The 18,834-nt window shown below is 35.0% G+C and carries 17 protein-coding genes; 11 read left to right on the forward strand and 6 right to left on the reverse strand.

Going from position 1 to position 18,834, the window contains the following annotated elements; all coding sequences use genetic code 11:
• The 4 genes from AB8B65_RS14485 to AB8B65_RS14500 all read left to right on the forward strand — a co-directional run.
• Positions 1-794, forward strand: a 794-nt coding sequence (locus AB8B65_RS14485; protein ID WP_405301908.1) for a GIN domain-containing protein, incomplete at its 5' end; no start/stop codon positions are given.
• 230 nt (positions 795-1,024) lie between these two features.
• Entirely contained in the window at positions 1,025-1,486 is a 462-nt protein-coding gene (locus AB8B65_RS14490; protein WP_405301910.1) for a cytochrome c peroxidase, read from the forward strand.
• A 77-nt stretch (positions 1,487-1,563) separates the two neighbouring features.
• Positions 1,564-2,292: a hypothetical protein gene (locus AB8B65_RS14495; RefSeq protein ID WP_405301912.1), complete on the forward strand. Its 729-nt coding sequence runs from the start codon at positions 1,564-1,566 to the stop codon at positions 2,290-2,292.
• A gap of 39 nt (positions 2,293-2,331) precedes the next feature.
• Positions 2,332-3,234, forward strand: a complete 903-nt coding sequence (locus AB8B65_RS14500; protein ID WP_405301914.1) for a RimK family alpha-L-glutamate ligase — start codon at positions 2,332-2,334, stop codon at positions 3,232-3,234.
• A 2-nt stretch (positions 3,235-3,236) separates the two neighbouring features.
• Here AB8B65_RS14500 and AB8B65_RS14505 read toward each other — a convergent pair whose 3' ends face one another.
• Both AB8B65_RS14505 and AB8B65_RS14510 read right to left on the reverse strand, forming a co-directional pair.
• Positions 3,237-3,638: a hypothetical protein gene (locus AB8B65_RS14505; protein WP_405301916.1), complete on the reverse strand. Its 402-nt coding sequence runs from the start codon at positions 3,636-3,638 to the stop codon at positions 3,237-3,239.
• Between the two features lie 75 nt (positions 3,639-3,713).
• Positions 3,714-5,006: a DUF4157 domain-containing protein gene (locus tag AB8B65_RS14510; protein ID WP_405301918.1), complete on the reverse strand. Its 1,293-nt coding sequence runs from the start codon at positions 5,004-5,006 to the stop codon at positions 3,714-3,716.
• A 173-nt stretch (positions 5,007-5,179) separates the two neighbouring features.
• Between AB8B65_RS14510 and AB8B65_RS14515 the strand changes: the two genes are divergently transcribed.
• Both AB8B65_RS14515 and AB8B65_RS14520 read left to right on the forward strand, forming a co-directional pair.
• Positions 5,180-7,561: an AAA family ATPase gene (locus AB8B65_RS14515; RefSeq protein ID WP_405301920.1), complete on the forward strand. Its 2,382-nt coding sequence runs from the start codon at positions 5,180-5,182 to the stop codon at positions 7,559-7,561.
• 2 nt (positions 7,562-7,563) lie between these two features.
• A complete protein-coding gene (locus AB8B65_RS14520) occupies positions 7,564-8,457 on the forward strand; it encodes a hypothetical protein (RefSeq protein ID WP_405301922.1) in 894 nt (297 codons plus the stop codon).
• 487 nt (positions 8,458-8,944) lie between these two features.
• On the opposite strand, the gene holA is transcribed toward AB8B65_RS14520, so the two are convergent.
• Positions 8,945-9,949, reverse strand: coding sequence for a DNA polymerase III subunit delta (holA, locus tag AB8B65_RS14525; protein WP_405301924.1), 1,005 nt, complete (start codon positions 9,947-9,949; stop codon positions 8,945-8,947).
• A 60-nt stretch (positions 9,950-10,009) separates the two neighbouring features.
• Between holA and AB8B65_RS14530 the strand changes: the two genes are divergently transcribed.
• From AB8B65_RS14530 to AB8B65_RS14545, 4 genes are all read left to right on the forward strand, one after another.
• Positions 10,010-10,459: a type I restriction enzyme HsdR N-terminal domain-containing protein gene (locus tag AB8B65_RS14530; RefSeq protein WP_405301925.1), complete on the forward strand. Its 450-nt coding sequence runs from the start codon at positions 10,010-10,012 to the stop codon at positions 10,457-10,459.
• A gap of 479 nt (positions 10,460-10,938) precedes the next feature.
• On the forward strand, positions 10,939-11,931 hold the full coding sequence (locus AB8B65_RS14535) for a glycosyltransferase (protein WP_405301927.1): 993 nt from the start codon (positions 10,939-10,941) through the stop codon (positions 11,929-11,931).
• Positions 11,932-11,937: 6 nt separating this feature from the next.
• Entirely contained in the window at positions 11,938-12,738 is an 801-nt protein-coding gene (locus AB8B65_RS14540; protein ID WP_405301929.1) for a hypothetical protein, read from the forward strand.
• A gap of 211 nt (positions 12,739-12,949) precedes the next feature.
• Complete coding sequence (locus AB8B65_RS14545) at positions 12,950-13,831, forward strand: OmpA family protein (protein ID WP_405301931.1); 882 nt, start codon at positions 12,950-12,952, stop codon at positions 13,829-13,831.
• Positions 13,832-14,020: 189 nt separating this feature from the next.
• Here AB8B65_RS14545 and AB8B65_RS14550 read toward each other — a convergent pair whose 3' ends face one another.
• The 3 genes from AB8B65_RS14550 to AB8B65_RS14560 are packed head-to-tail and all read right to left on the reverse strand — an operon-like array spanning position 14,021 to position 17,169.
• Positions 14,021-15,484, reverse strand: a complete 1,464-nt coding sequence (locus AB8B65_RS14550) for an FAD-binding oxidoreductase (protein WP_405301933.1) — start codon at positions 15,482-15,484, stop codon at positions 14,021-14,023.
• Positions 15,484-16,527 (reverse strand): endolytic transglycosylase MltG, encoded by a 1,044-nt coding sequence (gene mltG, locus AB8B65_RS14555; protein ID WP_405301935.1) that lies wholly within the window; start codon positions 16,525-16,527, stop codon positions 15,484-15,486. The genes AB8B65_RS14550 and mltG overlap by 1 nt, the downstream gene beginning before the upstream one ends.
• An 18-nt stretch (positions 16,528-16,545) precedes the next feature.
• On the reverse strand, positions 16,546-17,169 hold the full coding sequence (locus AB8B65_RS14560; protein ID WP_405301937.1) for an L-threonylcarbamoyladenylate synthase: 624 nt from the start codon (positions 17,167-17,169) through the stop codon (positions 16,546-16,548).
• Between the two features lie 225 nt (positions 17,170-17,394).
• Between AB8B65_RS14560 and AB8B65_RS14565 the strand changes: the two genes are divergently transcribed.
• Positions 17,395-18,264, forward strand: a complete 870-nt coding sequence (locus AB8B65_RS14565) for an alpha/beta hydrolase (RefSeq protein WP_405301939.1) — start codon at positions 17,395-17,397, stop codon at positions 18,262-18,264.
• Positions 18,265-18,834 lie beyond the last annotated feature (570 nt).

The following is an 18,834-nucleotide window of genomic DNA, read 5'->3' on the forward strand; positions in this document are numbered from 1 at the left end:
ATATTCAGAAAATTAAAATCAATTTCTATGCGAAAGTTACCATTGATCAAGCTGCCACAACTGAAAGCATGACGATTACAACCGACGAAAACATCTTAGATTTAATTGGTAAAGAAGTCGTTGACAACACCTTATACTTAGATCAAATTGAATGGATACAACCTTCGGAAGCTACGATTATAATTGGCGCTCCAAATCTTCGTCATGTAGAAACGGGAACGCATGATATCACAAAAATCATCAATGTTGACAATGATTATTTGCAATTAACTTCTCCTGTGGGAAACGTTATTTTGGAAGGAAAAACAAAAGAATTACGTTTAGGAATCGAAGTTGCTAAAATAGACGCTTCAAACCTAATTGCTGAAAATGCGTTTGTAAATATTTGGAGTTGGGGAAATGCCAAAGTAAATGTCACAAACACGCTACATGCGGAAGTAAAAAATAACGGGAAGTTAATCTATGTCAATTCACCCAAAGAAATTAAAAAGAAAACACGCAAAAATGGACAAATTGTAAGTTTAGAAACTTCAAATACGATTAAAAACCCAAATGCAGAATGGATCAATTTTAAAATAAAGAATAATAATTTTAATAGAAATAACTTTTATGTACTCGGTCCAAAAAAAGATGGTTCAAAATTTAGTTATGGTTTTCCAATGATGCCAAATTCAACTCGAAAAGAAAACTGGACAGTTGGTACTAAAATATACAAAGTGAACGGTTTAGGATTCAAAAAACTATTAGTCACCATCAAAAAAGAAGACGCAGGACAAACGGTAAAATTGTTCTAAACACAAACCTGTTGTGCATTTTGATAAAATTTCGTCAATTCGAGTGAATTTTACGATTGAAAATGAGTCAAATTTGTATCGAGAATAGAATATTTTATATTAAATAGTTCTCGATACGATTTTTCGCACCTAAAAATCACTCGAAATTACGCTTCGTGATACTTTTGAATTCAAAATGCACAACGGGTAAAAAACAAATACATATACACTAAAAAAAGGCATTTGCACAAGTGTACAATCCGAATGTACCAGGAAACGGTGTTGGACTAAATTTTCCAAGCTTCACAGCCGAAGAAAACTTAGGAAAACTACTATTTACCACAAATCAAGGAAATATCAATTGTGCTACTTGTCATGAATTGCCAACATTTTCTTTAGCGGCAAATTCAAAAAGTAATGGTTTAGATGCTGGTGAAACAATTATATTCAAATCGCCATCACTTAAAAATATAGCAACATCACAACAATTCATGCACGATGGCAGTTTGGAAAGTTTAGAAGAAGTTGTCGAATTTTACAATTCAGGAATTCAAAATGGTCCTGCGTTAGACAATCGATTGCGCGATCAAAACGGACCAAGACGCATGAACTTAACACAAGCCGAAAAAGACGCGTTAGTTGCCTTTTTAAGAACCTTAACGGATGAAACTGTGGTAAGCGATTCAAAATTCACAGATCCGTTTATACAGTAAAAGTAATTTATCGATTTTTGCCTCGAATATATTTTGAAAAGCCTATTTATTTATAAGCAGGCTTTTTATATTTGTGCATGATTAAAAAATTAAGCACAATCCTAGTATTCACTTTACTCCTACTAAGTTGTAATTCTAAACAGGAAAATAGCAACCTAATAAACTGGAAAACAAAAAACTACATTGACAGTGTTCAAGTTTTATTGACAAACGAATACAAATTCAATGAAGCTTATGGTTCTGGAGCAAGTTCATTCCTAATCAAAACTAAAAGTAATACGCTTTTATGTACGGCAAAACATTTATTAGGAAATGCAATGGGCATTGACCCAGAAGTTAAAACTGATAAATTTAATTCGTCTTTAATCTCCTGGAAAGCCTTTCCTAGAAATGATAAACTCTCAAAAGACACAATTATAGGTTCAAAACTAGTGAATGAAAAAATATCAGATGTAGATATCATTTTACAAGAATGTAAACTTGGACAATCCAATAATATTATCGCGTTAACGCCAAGATTTACAAAAGCCAAAAAGGGAGAACAATTCGAGATTATAGGTTGTGAATACAGCGAATTTGATTGTCACCAACGTTCATATTTCGCAACGATGGATTCGTATGAATCTGGCTTACTCATACTAAAATCAGTTAGAAATTTTAATGCAACAGGTTTTAGCGGCGCTCCAGTAATAGATTCAAAAGGTCTGGTTATTGGTGTATTATCTGGTGGCGGTGAGTTTGAAGGAAATTTTTATCTTTCTATTGAACCATTAGTAAAAGTTAAAAAATATTTACAGAAAAAATAAAAACTTAGCAGCTAGTATTTATAATTTAAAACTCACAGTATGAAACCAATTGATGTAGTCATTCTCACTGACAAACGCTATACAAATCCTATAGAACGCAACGAATACACAAACAATGTATTGCAAGAAGATCAATTGGTAAAAGATGCATTAGAAGCAGTAGATTTAAAAGTGCTAAGACTTGCTTGGGACGATGTCGATTTTGATTGGAATACCACAAAATATGTACTCTTTAGGACTACCTGGGATTATTTTGATCGTTTTGACGAATTCTCAATTTGGTTATCAAAAGTAAGTCAACAAACAACATTACTAAACTCTGCCAAGATGATTTACTGGAATATTGACAAGCATTACTTGCAAGATTTAGCAAAAAATAATGTCGCAATAGTTCCAACATATTTCATTGAAAAAGGCGATACGCGTTCGTTGGCGGAAATTCATCAAGAATTAGCTTGGGAAGAAACCGTTGTAAAACCTTGTGTTTCTGGTGCAGCACGACATACGTACAAATTAAACCCAACAAACATTAGCAAACATGAAAGTGTTTTTAAAAGTTTAATTGCAGCAGAAGCGATGTTATTACAACCGTTTATGCATCAAATTATGAGTAAAGGTGAAATTTCGATCATTGTCATCAATGGGAAATATACACATGCCATCTTAAAAAAAGCAAAACAAGGCGATTTTAGAGTGCAAGATGATTTTGGCGGAAGCGTTCACGAATACAAACCATCGGCTACCGAAATTGAATTTGCCGAAAACGCAGTAAAAGCTTGTATAGAAATGCCAATGTATGCTCGTGTAGATATTATTTGGGATAATGAAAACCAACTCGCCATTTCCGAATTGGAGTTGATTGAACCCGAATTGTGGTTTCGTTTCAACAAAAATGCAGCAACACAATTGGCAAATGGAATTAAGGAATTGATCAATACATAAAATTAATCCGCTAAAATTTTTGTTGCAAGTTGGCACCAAATATCTTTTCGTTGTTGCTTTTCATCTTCAGAATCAATGCGAGATGCATACGCTGAAAAATTAAGACTTGTACCAACTTTTGAAACTGTAAATGTTGGAATTACCTTTGTGCCATCAATAATAACAATCATATCTTCTCGATTTTCTATAGATTCCAATACAAAATTCTCAAAAACATACTCTTTAGCCTTTGTATCTTTTTGAATCACTAATTTCGTATCTAAAAATACAGATGTTCCTTTATTTTGAACAACGTTTAAAACTTTAGAAAATGTATGTATCTCAAAACAATTGACTGTTTCCATCTTTTTGCAATTAAAATTTAAGCAAATAATAAGCAATAAAAATATGTTTTTACCTTTCATTATTTTCAATTTATACTCTTTATAAAAAGTATTATTACTTACTGTTTTAGCAATATACTATTAATTGATGATTTTTTACCATGGCGGTGGATTGAATTGAATATCGCCAGAAAGTGCAGTTATCGAAATTCGCTGCACCGAATTAATACCATTGGGTTCTTCCCATAAACTTATCACTTCTCCATTCCCAACATACAAAGCAACATGATCGGGCATTGCGCCTCCACTTGGCGTGTAATATATCAAATCTCCTATATTTGGAGCTGGTGCAGCGCCACCTGAAGAAGTTGCCATTGGCAAAGCAGAATACCATCCAAGTGCTGTCCAAACAGATGCTGTCGGTCTAGGTGTAGCTAAAGCTGCTCCATAAAAAGCACTAATCCAAGCAGTGTCTATCTGATCTGTCACATAAGCGGCATACATAATACTTTCCCAGCAATTCATAGTAGCTGTATCTGGTAAAGTTCCTGAACCGCCACCAACAACAAAATATTGATAAAAATCAGTAGCTGTTGGGTTATCCCATTCTTGATGTCCAACCATTTCACTCATGGCAGAAACAGTGGCGTCATTTATATATCGATGTCCAGAATATCCTGTAAGCATTGTTCCCGACAATTGACTTTGACCTTGCGTATTCAAAATAATGCCAGCTTGACTTGTGTCTACTTGTATTTGTAACCAGCCACTCGAATTCGCTAAAACAGTGACTACTGTATTATCGGGTAAATCTGCCAATGTATTTCCATCTGGCCCATCGCGAAGTGCCAAAAGAATTGCATTTTCAACACGTCCAGTCCATGGATAAGGCGATTTTATAAGGCGTTGAATAGGTGCATTTATATCTTTAGTTTGCACAGCTGATGAAGACGAAGCTTTTGCGCCACGATATTTTGACACAGTTTCTCCATTTGCCGCTTTTTGTCCAAAAGAATCTGCTTCCTGCTCTAAATGTTTACTATCGTTCACAGCAACACCTTTTTGCAATACTTTAGTTGGTTTTACAACACCAGAACGTTGTTGTGCTACATGTGTAAACTCATGCCCTATTAAATTTTTTCCTTGTGATGAATTCGGATTGAACTCGCCTGGTGCAAAATGAACTTGTTCGCCTTGTGTATACGCACGTGCATTCATTTGTATAGCTTCTTGCGAATTGGTATGAATAGAAACGTTTGAAAAATCTTGTCCTAATGAACTTTCCATATTCGATTGTAAACCACTAGGCAATCCTTTATTTTGACCTGTGTTTGTTGGCGGCGTAAAACTATCAGAATCTGCTTTCGATTTTACAAACGAATTCTTGTCTTTACGCTGTATAACTGGAGAGGTTTTCTCTTTTTTATCAGACTGTTTCTTCGTTTTCATACACTTATTTTATAAGACATTAACAAGAATAAATTACAATACACAATGTATCAAATAATCAAAAAATAGCACAGGGGAAAAACACTGTATTTCCTGTCTTTACTTTAATTTTCATTAAATATTCACGTACTTTAGGTACATAAAATTACTTTTTACCTAAAAATTGATACGTTGTGATACAAGTAGACAGACATAAAATTGCAAAACCTGCGTTCTTTTCTTCCAAAGAATATGAACGCTTGCAACAAGAAATTCAAGACTTTTATGGCTTGCGTAAAAGTGCACGTGCGCAACGTAGTTTTAGCGATCCGCATAGAAATTTTCCTAGCGAAGTTGTGAATGCCTTGATGAAATTATTTGATCATAAATGTGCGTATTGTGAATCGTATCTCAGAAAAACAAAAGCTGGCGATGGTACATATTTACGTCATTTTAGACCTACAAACAATGCGCAAGGTTTTGATACTAAAAGCATTGATGCCGATCATTATTGGTGGCTTGCGTACGAATGGGGGAATTTATACACTACTTGTCATAGTTGTCAGCGCTTTAAATCGAATGTATTTCCTGTTGAGGGGAAAAGAGCGCCTATCGAATCTAACCACAAAAAAACTTCGCTACTAGAAAATGCCTATTTAATTGATCCATCTTTTGAAGATCCAAGCCTATTTTTTAGTTTTAATATTACCAGTTCAGAAATTATTCCTTTAGATGATTCCTATGCTGAAATTACTCACAATAGCAAACATCTTATCCAACAATTAGAATCTCAAAAACAAAAAGCAAAAGCCACTATTCAAATTCTAGGACTCAATCGTGCAGATTTAATTTATGAGCGGGAAAATATAGCTAGCGTTACGCTACAAGAAATTACTGACTTAAAAAATTATGCTAAAAATGCACAAGAAATCGCCAATGAATGGAATGATGTACTGCAAGGAAACTCCAAAAAGAATCATCTAGCGTTTCGGAATGCACTTTTACTACATCATTTAAAAAACAAAGAAATTTACAGCATTTTTGCCAATTTTGTCGATTCAAATCAATCATATTTCAATCAAAATCAGCAACAACAGCAAATACAAGAACAGATACCGCCAAAACCGTCTCCACAACAAAATATAAAAGGTGGCGCTGATCTATTTGAATCCATATCTTTTCCGCTAGAAGAAACCGAAGAAGGATTAACAAGAGACAAAACGAAAGCTCCGAAAGTTGAAAAAGCTATTTTTAAAAAGAAAGATGATCAATATTATGCAAGCATTCTTAAAAATGTATATCTCGATAAAATTGTCCTAAAAAACTTTAAATGCTTTTCCGATTTAACCCTAAAATTACCAAGTTATGCAGACGATATTAGTGTAGAACCTTGGTTGGTATTTTTGGGCGAAAATGGTGTTGGAAAAAGTTCGGTTCTGAAAGCAATTGCTATTGCCTTAATGGGACAAGAATATTTAGACGTGCTTGGTATTGAAGTCGAAGATGTTTTAAAATACGGCAAGCAAAGTGGTCATATCAAAGTATTTGGTAAAGGTAATGAAGAAGAATATAGTGTAACATTCAGCAAACGAAAAAACGAAATAAAAGCAAGCATTCAAAAGCCGCCTGCGTTTATTATTGGATATGGATCTACACGTTTATTACCGATTGGAAATTTACAACCCGAAAAAGAGCATCCGAGTTATATTAAAATTAAAAACCTATTTGATGCTTCTATTTCGTTATCAGATGCAAAAGAATGGTTTTTAAACAGCAATCGAAAAACCTTCAATGAAGTATCTAAAACACTGAAAAATTTGTTGTTATTAGACGATTTAGATTCCATCAAAAGAAGTCCCAAAAAGAAAGAAATCTATATCAAATATCATCATTCGGGCGATCAAATAAATATCAAACATTTAAGCGATGGTTACAAATCCATTTTTGCCATAGCTATTGATATGATTTATACGCTTTCGCAAGAAAACATCGTCTACGAACTTGCGGAAGGAATTGTATTGGTTGATGAAATTGGTACACATTTGCATCCGCGATGGAAAATGGAAATTGTAGAACGTTTGCGCAATACATTTCCAAAAATTCAATTCATCATTACCACACACGAACCGTTGTGTTTACGCGGTTTAAAAGGAAATGAAGTCGTAGTTTTAAAACGCGATGAAGAAAATGCAATTATAGCTTTAAGCGATTTGCCCGATCCGAGTAGTTTACGAATTGATCAATTGTTAACATCTGAATATTTTGGACTCAATAGTACAATGGACATCAAAACCGAATTGCTATTCAAAGAGTATTATGAGTTGTTGGCTTTGGATGCTTCTGATAGAAATGACGCACAACAAAAAAGACTTGAAACGCTAAAAACGGAAGTTGACGACCTAAAATACATGCGTTTTGGAAACGATAAACGAGAAGAAATCATTTATCAAGTTGTCGATGAATTGATGGCGAAAAACATGCGTAACAAAGACTTAAAAATTGATGTAGATGAAGTAAAGCAAGAAGCTATTGATCGAGTTAAAAATCTTTGGAAAAAATTAGATCAAAAAAAGTAAGTATGATTGCAATTCAAAGAAATTCCGTTGAAATTCCAGCCATTCTCAAAGAAGGAAGTGACAAGTTGAAAAAAGAACTTGCAGCAGCGATTGCCTATTATGCAGATCCTGCCAATACAAAAGCGTTTAAATTTAAAGTATACAGCAATCCGGAAGTCAAAGAAACACTTATAAAAATGAGTGATGGAAAATGCGCGTATTGCGAAAGTGATATTTTGGTCACTTATGTGGGCGATATTGAACATTTTAGACCAAAAGGAGAAATTGAAGAATTAAAAGAAACGAAAAATTCAAAACCTGGTTATTATTGGTTGGCAGCCGATTGGGATAATTTATTACTGTCGTGCAGAAACTGCAATCAGAAATCGAAACAAGCCACCACAACTGAAGCTGAATTAAAAAGTATGGGGAAAATGAATCAGTTTCCTTTATTTGATGAAGCCAAACGTGTGCGTTCACTTGAAGGTGATTTCAACGAAGAAGAAAAAGTGCGTTTGTTACTAAATCCGTGTATTGAAAACCCAGAAGAATACTTTAAATACAATATAAAATCGGGTGTCATTCAAGCGAAGATACAAGAAGAATTCCCAAAACAACGCGCCACCACTTCTGTCAAAGTATTTGGTTTGCAACGTGTTCCGTTGGTACATGCGCGTGCAAAAAAAGCAGTTCATATTCTAAAACAAATGACTCGTGTAGAAAGGCGTTACAAAGATTTACTGCGTGCTATTGATGATGAGGATGATGATATTACCGAACGACAAGAAGAATTGGATTGGGAAATTGAAGAACTACATAGCTTTTTAGACGAAAAAGAAGAATATTTGGGCATGGCACGGCAAATGATTGGTCAATTTATGCAAAAAAACTTTCAAGTGGATATTACGGCGGCTTGACTTCGGCTCCGCTCAGCCTATGCGAGTTTGTTTGTTGTTAATTACTTTTTGTGGATTTGAAACCGTCTCAATTTGAAACGTCATTGCGAACCAAGTGAAGCAATCTTTTACTAAAGAAACAGATTGCCACGCGTTTTTATCAAAACGCTCGCAAAGACGTTTCCTAAAAGTTTAAGAATCAACGCGAAGCGATCAAAAAGCGAAGTAAGCTGTTTCAAAGAATACAAAATCTACATAGAAGCAGACTACCACGTCGCAAACTCCTCGTAGTAACGTTTTTTAAAACACTGTAGTTTTCGAAGTACTTCTCGATACAATTTTCTATCGAAAATCACTCGAAGTGACGCGTAGGAATATAAACGTAAAAGTATTTTAAGAACACACGCGAAGCGATCCAAAAGCGAAGCGATCCAAAAGCGAAGCGATCCAAAAGCGAAGCGATCCAAAAGCGCGGTGACTGAGCAAAGTCGAAGTCAAGCGATCCAACCTAATTCATAATCTTCACCATCAACTCTTTCAACAAATCTCCATTCGATAAATTTGTCGCACCAACACCTTTACTTTTTACGTCCATTTCACGTAACGTTGCCACAATGCCACTTACTTTCTTCATTGGATAATTACGAGCTGCAGCTTGATATTCCTTTACAAAATACGGATTGATTCGCAACACAGAAGCCACATTTTTCGGATTCTGATCACGCAAACCATGATACTGCAATAACTGTGAAAAGAAGTTAAACAATAGTGAAACCGTGACAACTGTCGGATTGTCCTTTGGGTTTTCTGAAAAATAGGTGATAATTCTAAACGCTTTCGTTACATCTCTATCGCCAATTGCTTTTCGCAACTCAAAATTATTATAATCTTTACTAATTCCGATGTTTTCTTCAATCGCAATAGGTGTAATTTCGCTTCCAATTGGTAAAATCAATTTTAGTTTTTCCAATTCATTATCAATCTTACTCAAATTCGTTCCTAAAAACTCCACCAACATTTGGGCGGCTTTTGGTGTAATTTGATACTTTTTTCCTGCCAATACTCTGCGAATCCAATCTGCAACCTGATTTTCATACAATTTCTTGCTTTCATACATCACACCATTTTTCTTTGCTGCTTTGTAGATTTTTTTATTTTTTGCAATCTTCTTATACTTATAACAAATGACCAAAACGGTGCTTGGTTGCGGATTCAAAAGATACGATTCTAGCTTATCAATGGTGCGCGACAAATCTTGTGCTTCTTTCACAATCACCACTTGGCGTTCTGCCATCATCGGATACCGTTTTGCATTTGCCACAATATCATCAATGGTAACATCGCGTCCGTACAATACCATTTGGTTGAATCCTTTTTCGGCTTCATCCAACACATTTGCTTCAATATATTCCGCAATTTTGTCAATATAATAGGCTTCTTCACCCATTAAAAAATAAATAGGTTTGATATTTCCTTTCTGTATATCGACGACAATCTGTTTCGCTTCTTCCATTATTGCTACAAATGTGAAATTGTATTGGTTTTCGATGCACGAATCGTTAGTTTTGTGCTTATGGAACTCTTAAATTTTCCAAAATATACGTTCCGGTTCAAAAATAGGGAAAATAAAATCTATATTTTTGATGCCATTCGGAAAAAGTTTGTCGTGTTGACTCCCGAAGAATGGGTTCGACAACATACAGTACAGTTTTTGATGCAGGAAAAAAACTATCCAATCAGTTTAATAAATGTCGAAAAAGAACTCATATTCAACGACTTAAAAAAACGATATGACATAGTTATTTTCAATTCGGACGGAAGTATTTTTTTGGTGGTCGAATGCAAACGAAGTAAAATAAAAATTGATCAACACACCTTTGATCAAATTGCGCGTTACAACCTAATTTTAAATGCGGAATATTTAATGGTAACCAACGGATTAGATCATTATTATTGCACGATGGATTATGAAGCACAACAATATCAGTTTTTGAGAGACATTCCGGAGTATAAGAAGTCTTGATGAATTAGACTTACTTAGATTGTTAGACTGGCTTAGATCGTTAGATATGTTTAAACGTCACTACGAGGAGTTTACGACGTGGTAGTCTGCTTCTAAGTAAAATTGAGCTTTCTTTGAAACAGATTGCTTCACTACGTTCGCAATGACGAATCATAGTCTAAACAATTACCAAACGTCACTTCGAGTGATTTTTCAGAATGAAATGGAGAAAAATTGTATCGAGAAGTACTTAGGAATGATAAATATTATAAAATCATAGCTGTTCTCGATACAACGAATCACAGATTCGCCACTCGAACTGACGGTTATTCATAATAAACACCAAACGTCACTTCGAGTGATTTTTCTGCGCATTGAGCAGAGTCGAAATGAAAGAAAAATTGTATTTCGACTGCGCTCAACAGAACTATCGAGAAGTACTTAGAAACAAAAAATAACAATTTAAAATTTAGCATTCAAAATTTATAATTTCAAAAAAAATGAAAATCGCCGTAGTTATACTCAATTGGAATGGAAAAGAACTCTTAGCACAGTTTTTACCAAAGGTGTTGGCGTTTTCTAAAGATGCGCATATTTATGTGGCGGATAACGCTTCCGCAGATGACTCCATAGACTATGTCAAAACGAATTTCCCCGAAATAACCATCATTCAAAATGTTGAAAATGGCGGCTACGCCAAAGGATATAATGATGCACTTCCACAGGTTGAAGAAGAAATTTTCTGTTTATTAAATTCAGATATTGAAGTGACTGAAAATTGGCTCGCTCCTATCCGATCGGAATTTGAATCGAATTCAGAAACTGCCATCATTCAGCCAAAAATTTTAGACTTTAAACAAAAAACACATTTTGAATATGCTGGTGCCGCTGGTGGATTTATTGACAAATACGGTTATCCTTATTGCCGTGGACGTATATTTCACACTTTAGAAGAAGACAACGGACAATATAATGATGCAACAGAAATATTTTGGGCTTCTGGCGCGTGTTTATTCATCCGAAAGCATGTTTTTAATGAGTTGAATGGTTTTGATTCAGCTTTTTTTGCACATCAAGAGGAAATCGATTTGTGTTGGCGCGCGTTTAACAAAGGCTACAAAGCAATGTACATTTCGGAAAGTGTGGTGTATCATGTTGGTGGCGCAACGTTGGACAGCACAAACCCAAGGAAAACCTATCTGAATTTTAGAAACTCGTTGTGTATGTTGGCTAAAAATCTTCCAAAAGGGAAATTAATTCCCATCATTTTTTCACGCTTAGTATTGGACGGAATAGCTGCCATTCAGTTTCTTACAAAATTACAGTTCAAACACTTCATTGCGATTCTCAAAGCACATTTTCATTTCTATGCACGTTTGCCAAAAATGGTTAAAAAACGTGGTAACAGTCAAAAAAAACAGTATTTTGGTCAGAAATCGATTGTCTATTCCTACTTTATCAAAGGGAAAAAACAATATGCTGACTTATCATAAATGCACTTGTTTAAGAAAACAATTTTCATCTTATTCTTATTTTTAAGTTCGCTTGCAACTGCGCAAGATGCTTCTGAAAAAATTCTAGATCAATTTAATGATCTTGCCAATTATATTCCTAAAAGTCTTGAAAAAGACACTATTTACACTCCTGAAATTCGTATTTCAAAATTACCTTTCAATTCCATTTCAAGTGTAAAACTGCATAATGTCATAAGGCATTTTTCAACCTTAACTCCAAAAGAAATTACTTGGCTGGAAAAGAAAATTTCAACATTAGCAATCGCTTTACATGCGGAAGGAAAGTATTTTTTAGTTGGTCAAATTGGTGGCGCAGGCGGTTGTCATGCAGAAGGTTTAATAGAAATACTTTATTTAAATACCATAAAAATTACTCGATTAAATTTCTGTCACGGTTGTACGGACAGCTATTTAGATAAAGAGTTTGTTGAAATTTTCAATTCAAAAATGTATCAATTATTACACATTAAGCGATCTGATTTAAAAACACATCTTTTTTATGGAACATATACAGGGAAAGGCAAAAATGCTTCTAAAATTGAATTGACGCTTACTAAGGAAAGAATATTTACACTTCAAATCACTAAAAACGATGCCGTTGAATTCTCAGAAGGTATATGGAAAAATGAAAATGATACACTTATCCTAACATCTAAAAAAGTGAATCAATCTAATATCAATACGTTTGAGTTGAATGCTGTGAAGTTTCGATTAAAAAATCCATACGGAAAAAGTAAATTGCTCAAACTTGCGCCAAAGAAATGGAAATTAAAAAAGATTTCATAATTCTAGAAATAAGCAATATCAATAAGAAAATAACGTTTATTACCGAATTAGGTATTAATTTTTCAATAAAAAGGCGTTCTTATTGAAATGTTAAAAAAATGGCTCCATATACATTTAAAAGTTTGTTAATACTTTTATAATGCCTAGCAATTTTAATACTTTTGAGATTAATTTAGAAAAAACCGTTTTAATTATATAAAATACAAGATTTATGAAGAAGATCCTCTTATTGGTCGCAACAGCTTCCATTGTTTTAACCTCATGTGTTTCTAAAAAAGAATTAACTGATTTAGAAGCAAGACATAAAGAAACAAAAGATTTATTGAACTCTGCCACTGTAAAGTTGAATGCTTGCTTGGAAGAAAAAGCCTCTGCCTCTGCTAGAGCTGAAGCGATGGAAGGACAAGTTTCTGATTTACGAAAAGCGAATAATGACTTAAAAGAAGCGAATCAAGGATTGATTCAAAATACAAAAGACATGACCGTTTTAACGACCAAAGGTGCCGAAAACCTTGAAAAGTCGTTGGAAAGTATGAAAGAGAAAGATTTAAAAATTACACGTTTGCAAGATGCAATTAGCAAAAAAGATAGTGTTACCTTAGCCATTGTTTCTAGCTTGAAGAAAGCAGTCGGAATTAACGATCCGGATATTGAAGTAAATGTTGAAAAAGGTGTTGTATTCATCTCAATTGCTGATAAGTTACTATTTAAAAGTGGAAGCTATAATGTAACTACAAGAGCAAAAGAAGTACTTGCGAAAGTAGCGAAAGTAGTAAACAGCAAACCAGACTTTGAATGTATGGTGGAAGGACACACAGACAACGTTCCTTACAAAAAAGGTGTGTTAATTGACAACTGGGATTTAAGTGTCAAACGTTCAACATCCATTATTCGTGTATTGCAAGAATTGGGCGTAGATCCAGGACAATTAATTGCGGCAGGAAGAAGTCATTACGTACCATTAGTAGAGAATGATACTGCTGAAAACAGAGGCGTTAACAGACGTACACGTATTGTGGTATTGCCAAAAATTGATCAATTTTACGAAATGATTGAGAATGAAATGAAAAGCCTTTCTGAAGAAGGAAAATAATATAGTTTTAGGCAACTAAATGAAAAAGCGTTCAAGTAATTTTGAACGCTTTTTTTATTTGTGTAAAATTTTAAGTTTGATACAAAAGTGGATTCCTACACAAGCTAAGGATATCAAGTATCTGAATAGTCTAAGAGCGACAGCGTGTCTAAAAGCGTAGCGATCTAACTGTCCAAGAGCAAAGCGAATCTAAACCGTAATACTCTGCGGGTGCTGAATACGATTGTCAGGATCAAGTTGTTTTTTGATTTGTTTTAATTCAGGAAGATACTTTCCGTAGTACGAAGTTTCAAAATCTTTAAAATTTATGTCTGGATAGTTTCTATAGTGTGCGCGAATTCCATGTTTGTAAAAACGATCTTGTACTTCTTTAAATGCCGCCAATCTGCTGGCTTCCTGCGATGGTTTATCCCAATACGATTGCAATTCAGATAAATACGGATAACTTCTGTGTGGAAATACCGAACGTTTTTCAGCAGCAGCCGAATTGATATTTCCGCCAAGCGTATTCACTTGATAGATCAATCCGCGAGACGAAATTACTTTGGAAATTACATCGTCAATACAACCTTCTATTTGAGTGAAATCTTTGTACAATCCCGCGCAAGCGTTTTTAAAATAAATAGGATGTTGTACGCCATAAAAAGTTTGTAAAGCTCTTGCCAGCGGGCGTTTGCTTCCAATCGTAGCTTTGTCCGAAATGGCTTTGAGCGCATTGTACATGTCTAGTACGCCTTTATTATCACTAGAGTAATTCGTGATTAAAACTGTTAATGTTTTTCCATTCAGTACAAATGCCGCAAAAGCAGTATTTGGTAAGTTTTTGGTGTAACGAAACCACGTTTGCAACAATTCTTTTGCTCTTTCTGTCGTTAGTTTATACGCTTTACAGCGATATGCTTGAAAAAAATTGGGCGCTTGGTAAGTTCTAAATTTCATCTTCGTTACAATACCGAAGTTTCCATTTCCGCCACCTTTACAAGCTTTTAAGATTGCTGAAGTTCCACTTTCGTGATGAATGTTTCCTTTGCCATCTACCAACGTAATGGATTGCAAACTATCGCAGGTTAAACCATATTTGCGACTGAAAAAACCGTATCCGCCACCGAGTGTTAATCCTGCAATTCCGACTGTAGCACACGAACCCGAAGGCAAAATGCGCTGTTTTGGCAACATTTCGTTGTACAATTCTTTTAAAATACAACCTGTTTCTACGATGAGACTATGATCTGGCTTCCACTCCATTTTCTTCATTGCAGAAACATCTACGACCAATCCATCGTTGGTACTTGAAAAACCTTCAAAGCTATGTCCGCCACTTTTTACAACAACTTTTAAGTCTTTAAAATTAGCAAACTTTACAGCATCTACAACACCTTGCGTTGTAAAGCATTGCGCTATGTATGTTGGCGATTGCTGAAAGCGTTTGTTGAAACGAACAGTCAACTCTTGGTATTCAGCATCTGCTTTTTGGTAGAGTTTTATATTTTCTGGAAGCAATTCTGGCATTGTCGGTATTGCTTCTTTTTCTTTTTCTGTTTCTGTCGGAGTCGATTTACTCTTTTTAGATGCATCAGTACACGAAAAAACCGTATATCCAATTCCGCCTAAAACGACTAGTTTTGCAAAGTCTCTTCTGTTGTAATTTGACATTATCGATAGATGTTACGTTCGTTTAAAGCTTTGTGGTATTTGCGCGCATTGGCTTCGTGTTGACGATTGGTTTTGGCAAAATTGGAATAGCCTGAGAAATCTTCTTTCGCACAGAAAAAGATATAATCGTGCTTTTCATAATTTAGCACAGCATCAATATATTGTACCGACGGAATGTAGATTGGTCCTGGCGGCAAGCCTCTGTTTTTATAGGTGTTGTAAGGTGAATCAAGTTCTTTGTCTTTGTTTAAAATACGCTTGATTTCAAAATCTCCCAAAACCCACTTCAACGTCGGATCGGCATCTAAAGGTATTCCACGTCTTAAGCGATTTACATATACACCTGCAATTTTAGGCGCTTCGTCCATTTTGATCGTTTCACACACCACAATTGAAGCTAATGTAGACACTTCTGTTTGCGACATGTTTAGTTTTTTGGCTTTTGCTTTGCGCGCTGGCGACCAAAAAAGTTTGTATTCTTTGGCGAGTTTCGCAATTAAATCTTCCGCAGCAATATCCCAATATACATTGTAGGTATTCGGAATAAACATGGTGTTGATTGTAGTTGGTGTAAAACCGTATTTGCTTGTAAACTTTTCGTCAGTAATTAACTTTAAAATGTCTTCCGCAGATAATTCAACAGTTAATGCAATTTTTTCAGCGACTTCTTTCTTTGTTCGTGCATTGTTAAAGGTAACTTGTGTTTCTTTTTCGCCATTTCCTTGACGTAAGTCTTCCACAATTTTGCTGTACGCTACATTTTTAGGAAAGATATATTTTCCGGCTTCTAGCGTTTCTTGTTTTAGATTTCGCAGTGCAGCATATTCTTGAAATTTCTCCGTATTTTCTATGATTCCTTTCGTTTTTAAATCGTTCAAAACGGCTTCAAGTGTTGCGCCTGTTGGCACATAAAAAGCAGTATCTTTTTCAATAGAAGCTGTTTTCTTTCCAAAGAAATACATGGACGCTTTTGGATACACAACTATTCCTATTGCTACAGCTATGACTAAAAGTATTGCTGCTATTATTTTAAATTTCTTCATAAATGTGTAAAATCTGTTTTAGAAAATGCTTTCAACATCTCCTTTTCCTTCACGAATAATTTCGGGTTCGTCTCCTGATAAATCAATTATTGTAGAGGCAATATTATCACCATAACCGCCGTCAATTACAGCGTCTACAAGGTTGTCCCACTTTTCCAAAATCAACTCTGGATCGGTTGTATATTCTATAATATCATCTTCATCATAGATAGAAGTAGATACAATTGGGTTTCCTAACTCTTGCACAATGGTTCGTGCAATATTGTTGTCTGGCACACGAATTCCGACTGTTTTTTTCTTTTTAAATACTTTTGGCAGGTTGTTGTTTCCTGGTAGAATGAACGTATACGGACCTGGCAATGCTTTTTTCAGAATTTTGTAGGTACGTGTATCAATCTGACGAATGTAATCGCTAATATGGCTTAAATCGTTACAGATAAACGAGAAATTGGCTTTTTCGAGTTTTATCCCTTTTATGCGGGCAATGCGTTCCAAAGCTTTGGTATTTGTAATATCGCAACCTAAACCATATACGGTATCCGTAGGGTAAATAACCAAGCCACCATTGCGAAGAATGTCTACGACTTTTTTGATTTCCCTCGGATTTGGGTTTTCGTCATATAATTTAATAAATTCTGCCATCTATACGTATTCGAGTTTCACAAAAGTAATTGATTTTTAGTTATTATACGCATTTCTGTCTGAATCTGAATAGGAGCAAGAAAAATTGTATTCCACTTGTGCTTAATTAATTGATATTTAGTTTATTTCACAAATGATGCCATCGTAAAAATTTAAGTCAAAATTAAGATTTGTGCATACTTTTTTTTAGGATATTGCGTTCTGAAATTATAGTAAGACCCGTTTATGAAAAAATTATGTTACCACTTTATTTTAAGTTTGACCTTATTGTTGAATTATTCTTGTAGTTCGGATTCCGATTTAGATTTTACCGCATCACCTACAGATCCTACTACTATTGGCGCTGGATTTTTACTTGATATTTCGTATGGTACAGACGCAGATCAAACCTACGATTTGTATTTACCACAGAATAGAACACTGAATACGAAAGTGATTATTTTAGTGCATGGTGGCGGTTGGACAAGTGGCGATAAAGCAGATATGAATAATTTTGTGGAGTTGATTCAAGCCGATTTACCTCAATATGCGATTGTGAATATGAATTATCGCTTGGCGAATGAAACGACTTCGCCTTTTCCGATGCAATTGGATGATATTACAGCACTTATTAATCAGTTAAAAGAGCGTAATGAAGAGTATATTATTTCGGAAGATTACGCTTTTTTAGGAACGAGCGCTGGCGGACATTTGTCGCTTTTATGGAGTTATGCGTATGATACTGAAGCCGATGTAAATATGGTGGCAAGTATTGTAGGACCAACGAATTTGGCGGATGAAGCGTATTTGAATAACGCAGATCCAACAATTCAGGCATATATTGATTTATTAGGAACTGAGGTTGTAATTCCGCTTTTGGAAAGTTTTAGTCCATTTCATAGAGTTACAAGTGCGGCGCCTCCAACGGTGTTGTTTTATGGTGGACAAGATCCGTTGATTCCAAACTCACAAGGAATGGATTTGAGTGATCGTTTGATACAATTAGGCGTTACGCATGAATTTACTTTTTACCCAGAAGAAGGACACGGCTGGATTGGACAAAATGCAATTGATACTTGGGTGAAGTTCACTGCTTTTGTGCAGGAGCATCATTAGGGTTTTAGGTTGGTCGCTTTGCTCTGTTTTGGGTTGTGTTACTTACTTTATGCTTATTTCATAGTATAAAATTGTAAACTTATACACTTTTAAACTTCGATAGTTGTTGATTTGTTTTTTGTCAATTTGTTGATGCTTTATTAAGAACCTCAACATATTCTTTGAACAGTACTAATACCTAATGCCCAAAAGCTACTACCTGAATTAGTTGTGAGTTGTGTTACTTACTACCTGATTGTTTCTTAGTATAAACTAATACACTCGTAAACTTCATACTATGATTCGTCATTGCGAGACCTAAGTCGCGGCAATCTGTGACTTCCAAAAACAAATTTGTACTGCGATACACAGACTGCCACGTCATGCTTCCTCGCAGTGACGTTTCTGAGGTTGATTTAAAAATAATTTATGATACGTCATTACGAGGAACGCTAGTGACGCGGCAATCTGTGACTTCCAAAAACAAGTTTATACTACTATAAACAGACTGCCACGTCATGCTTCCTCGCAGTGACGTTTCTGAGGTTGATTTAAAAATAATTTATGATACGTCATTACGAGGAACGCTAG

Source organism: Kordia sp. (genome assembly GCF_045105435.1).
GTDB lineage: Bacteria > Bacteroidota > Bacteroidia > Flavobacteriales > Flavobacteriaceae > Kordia.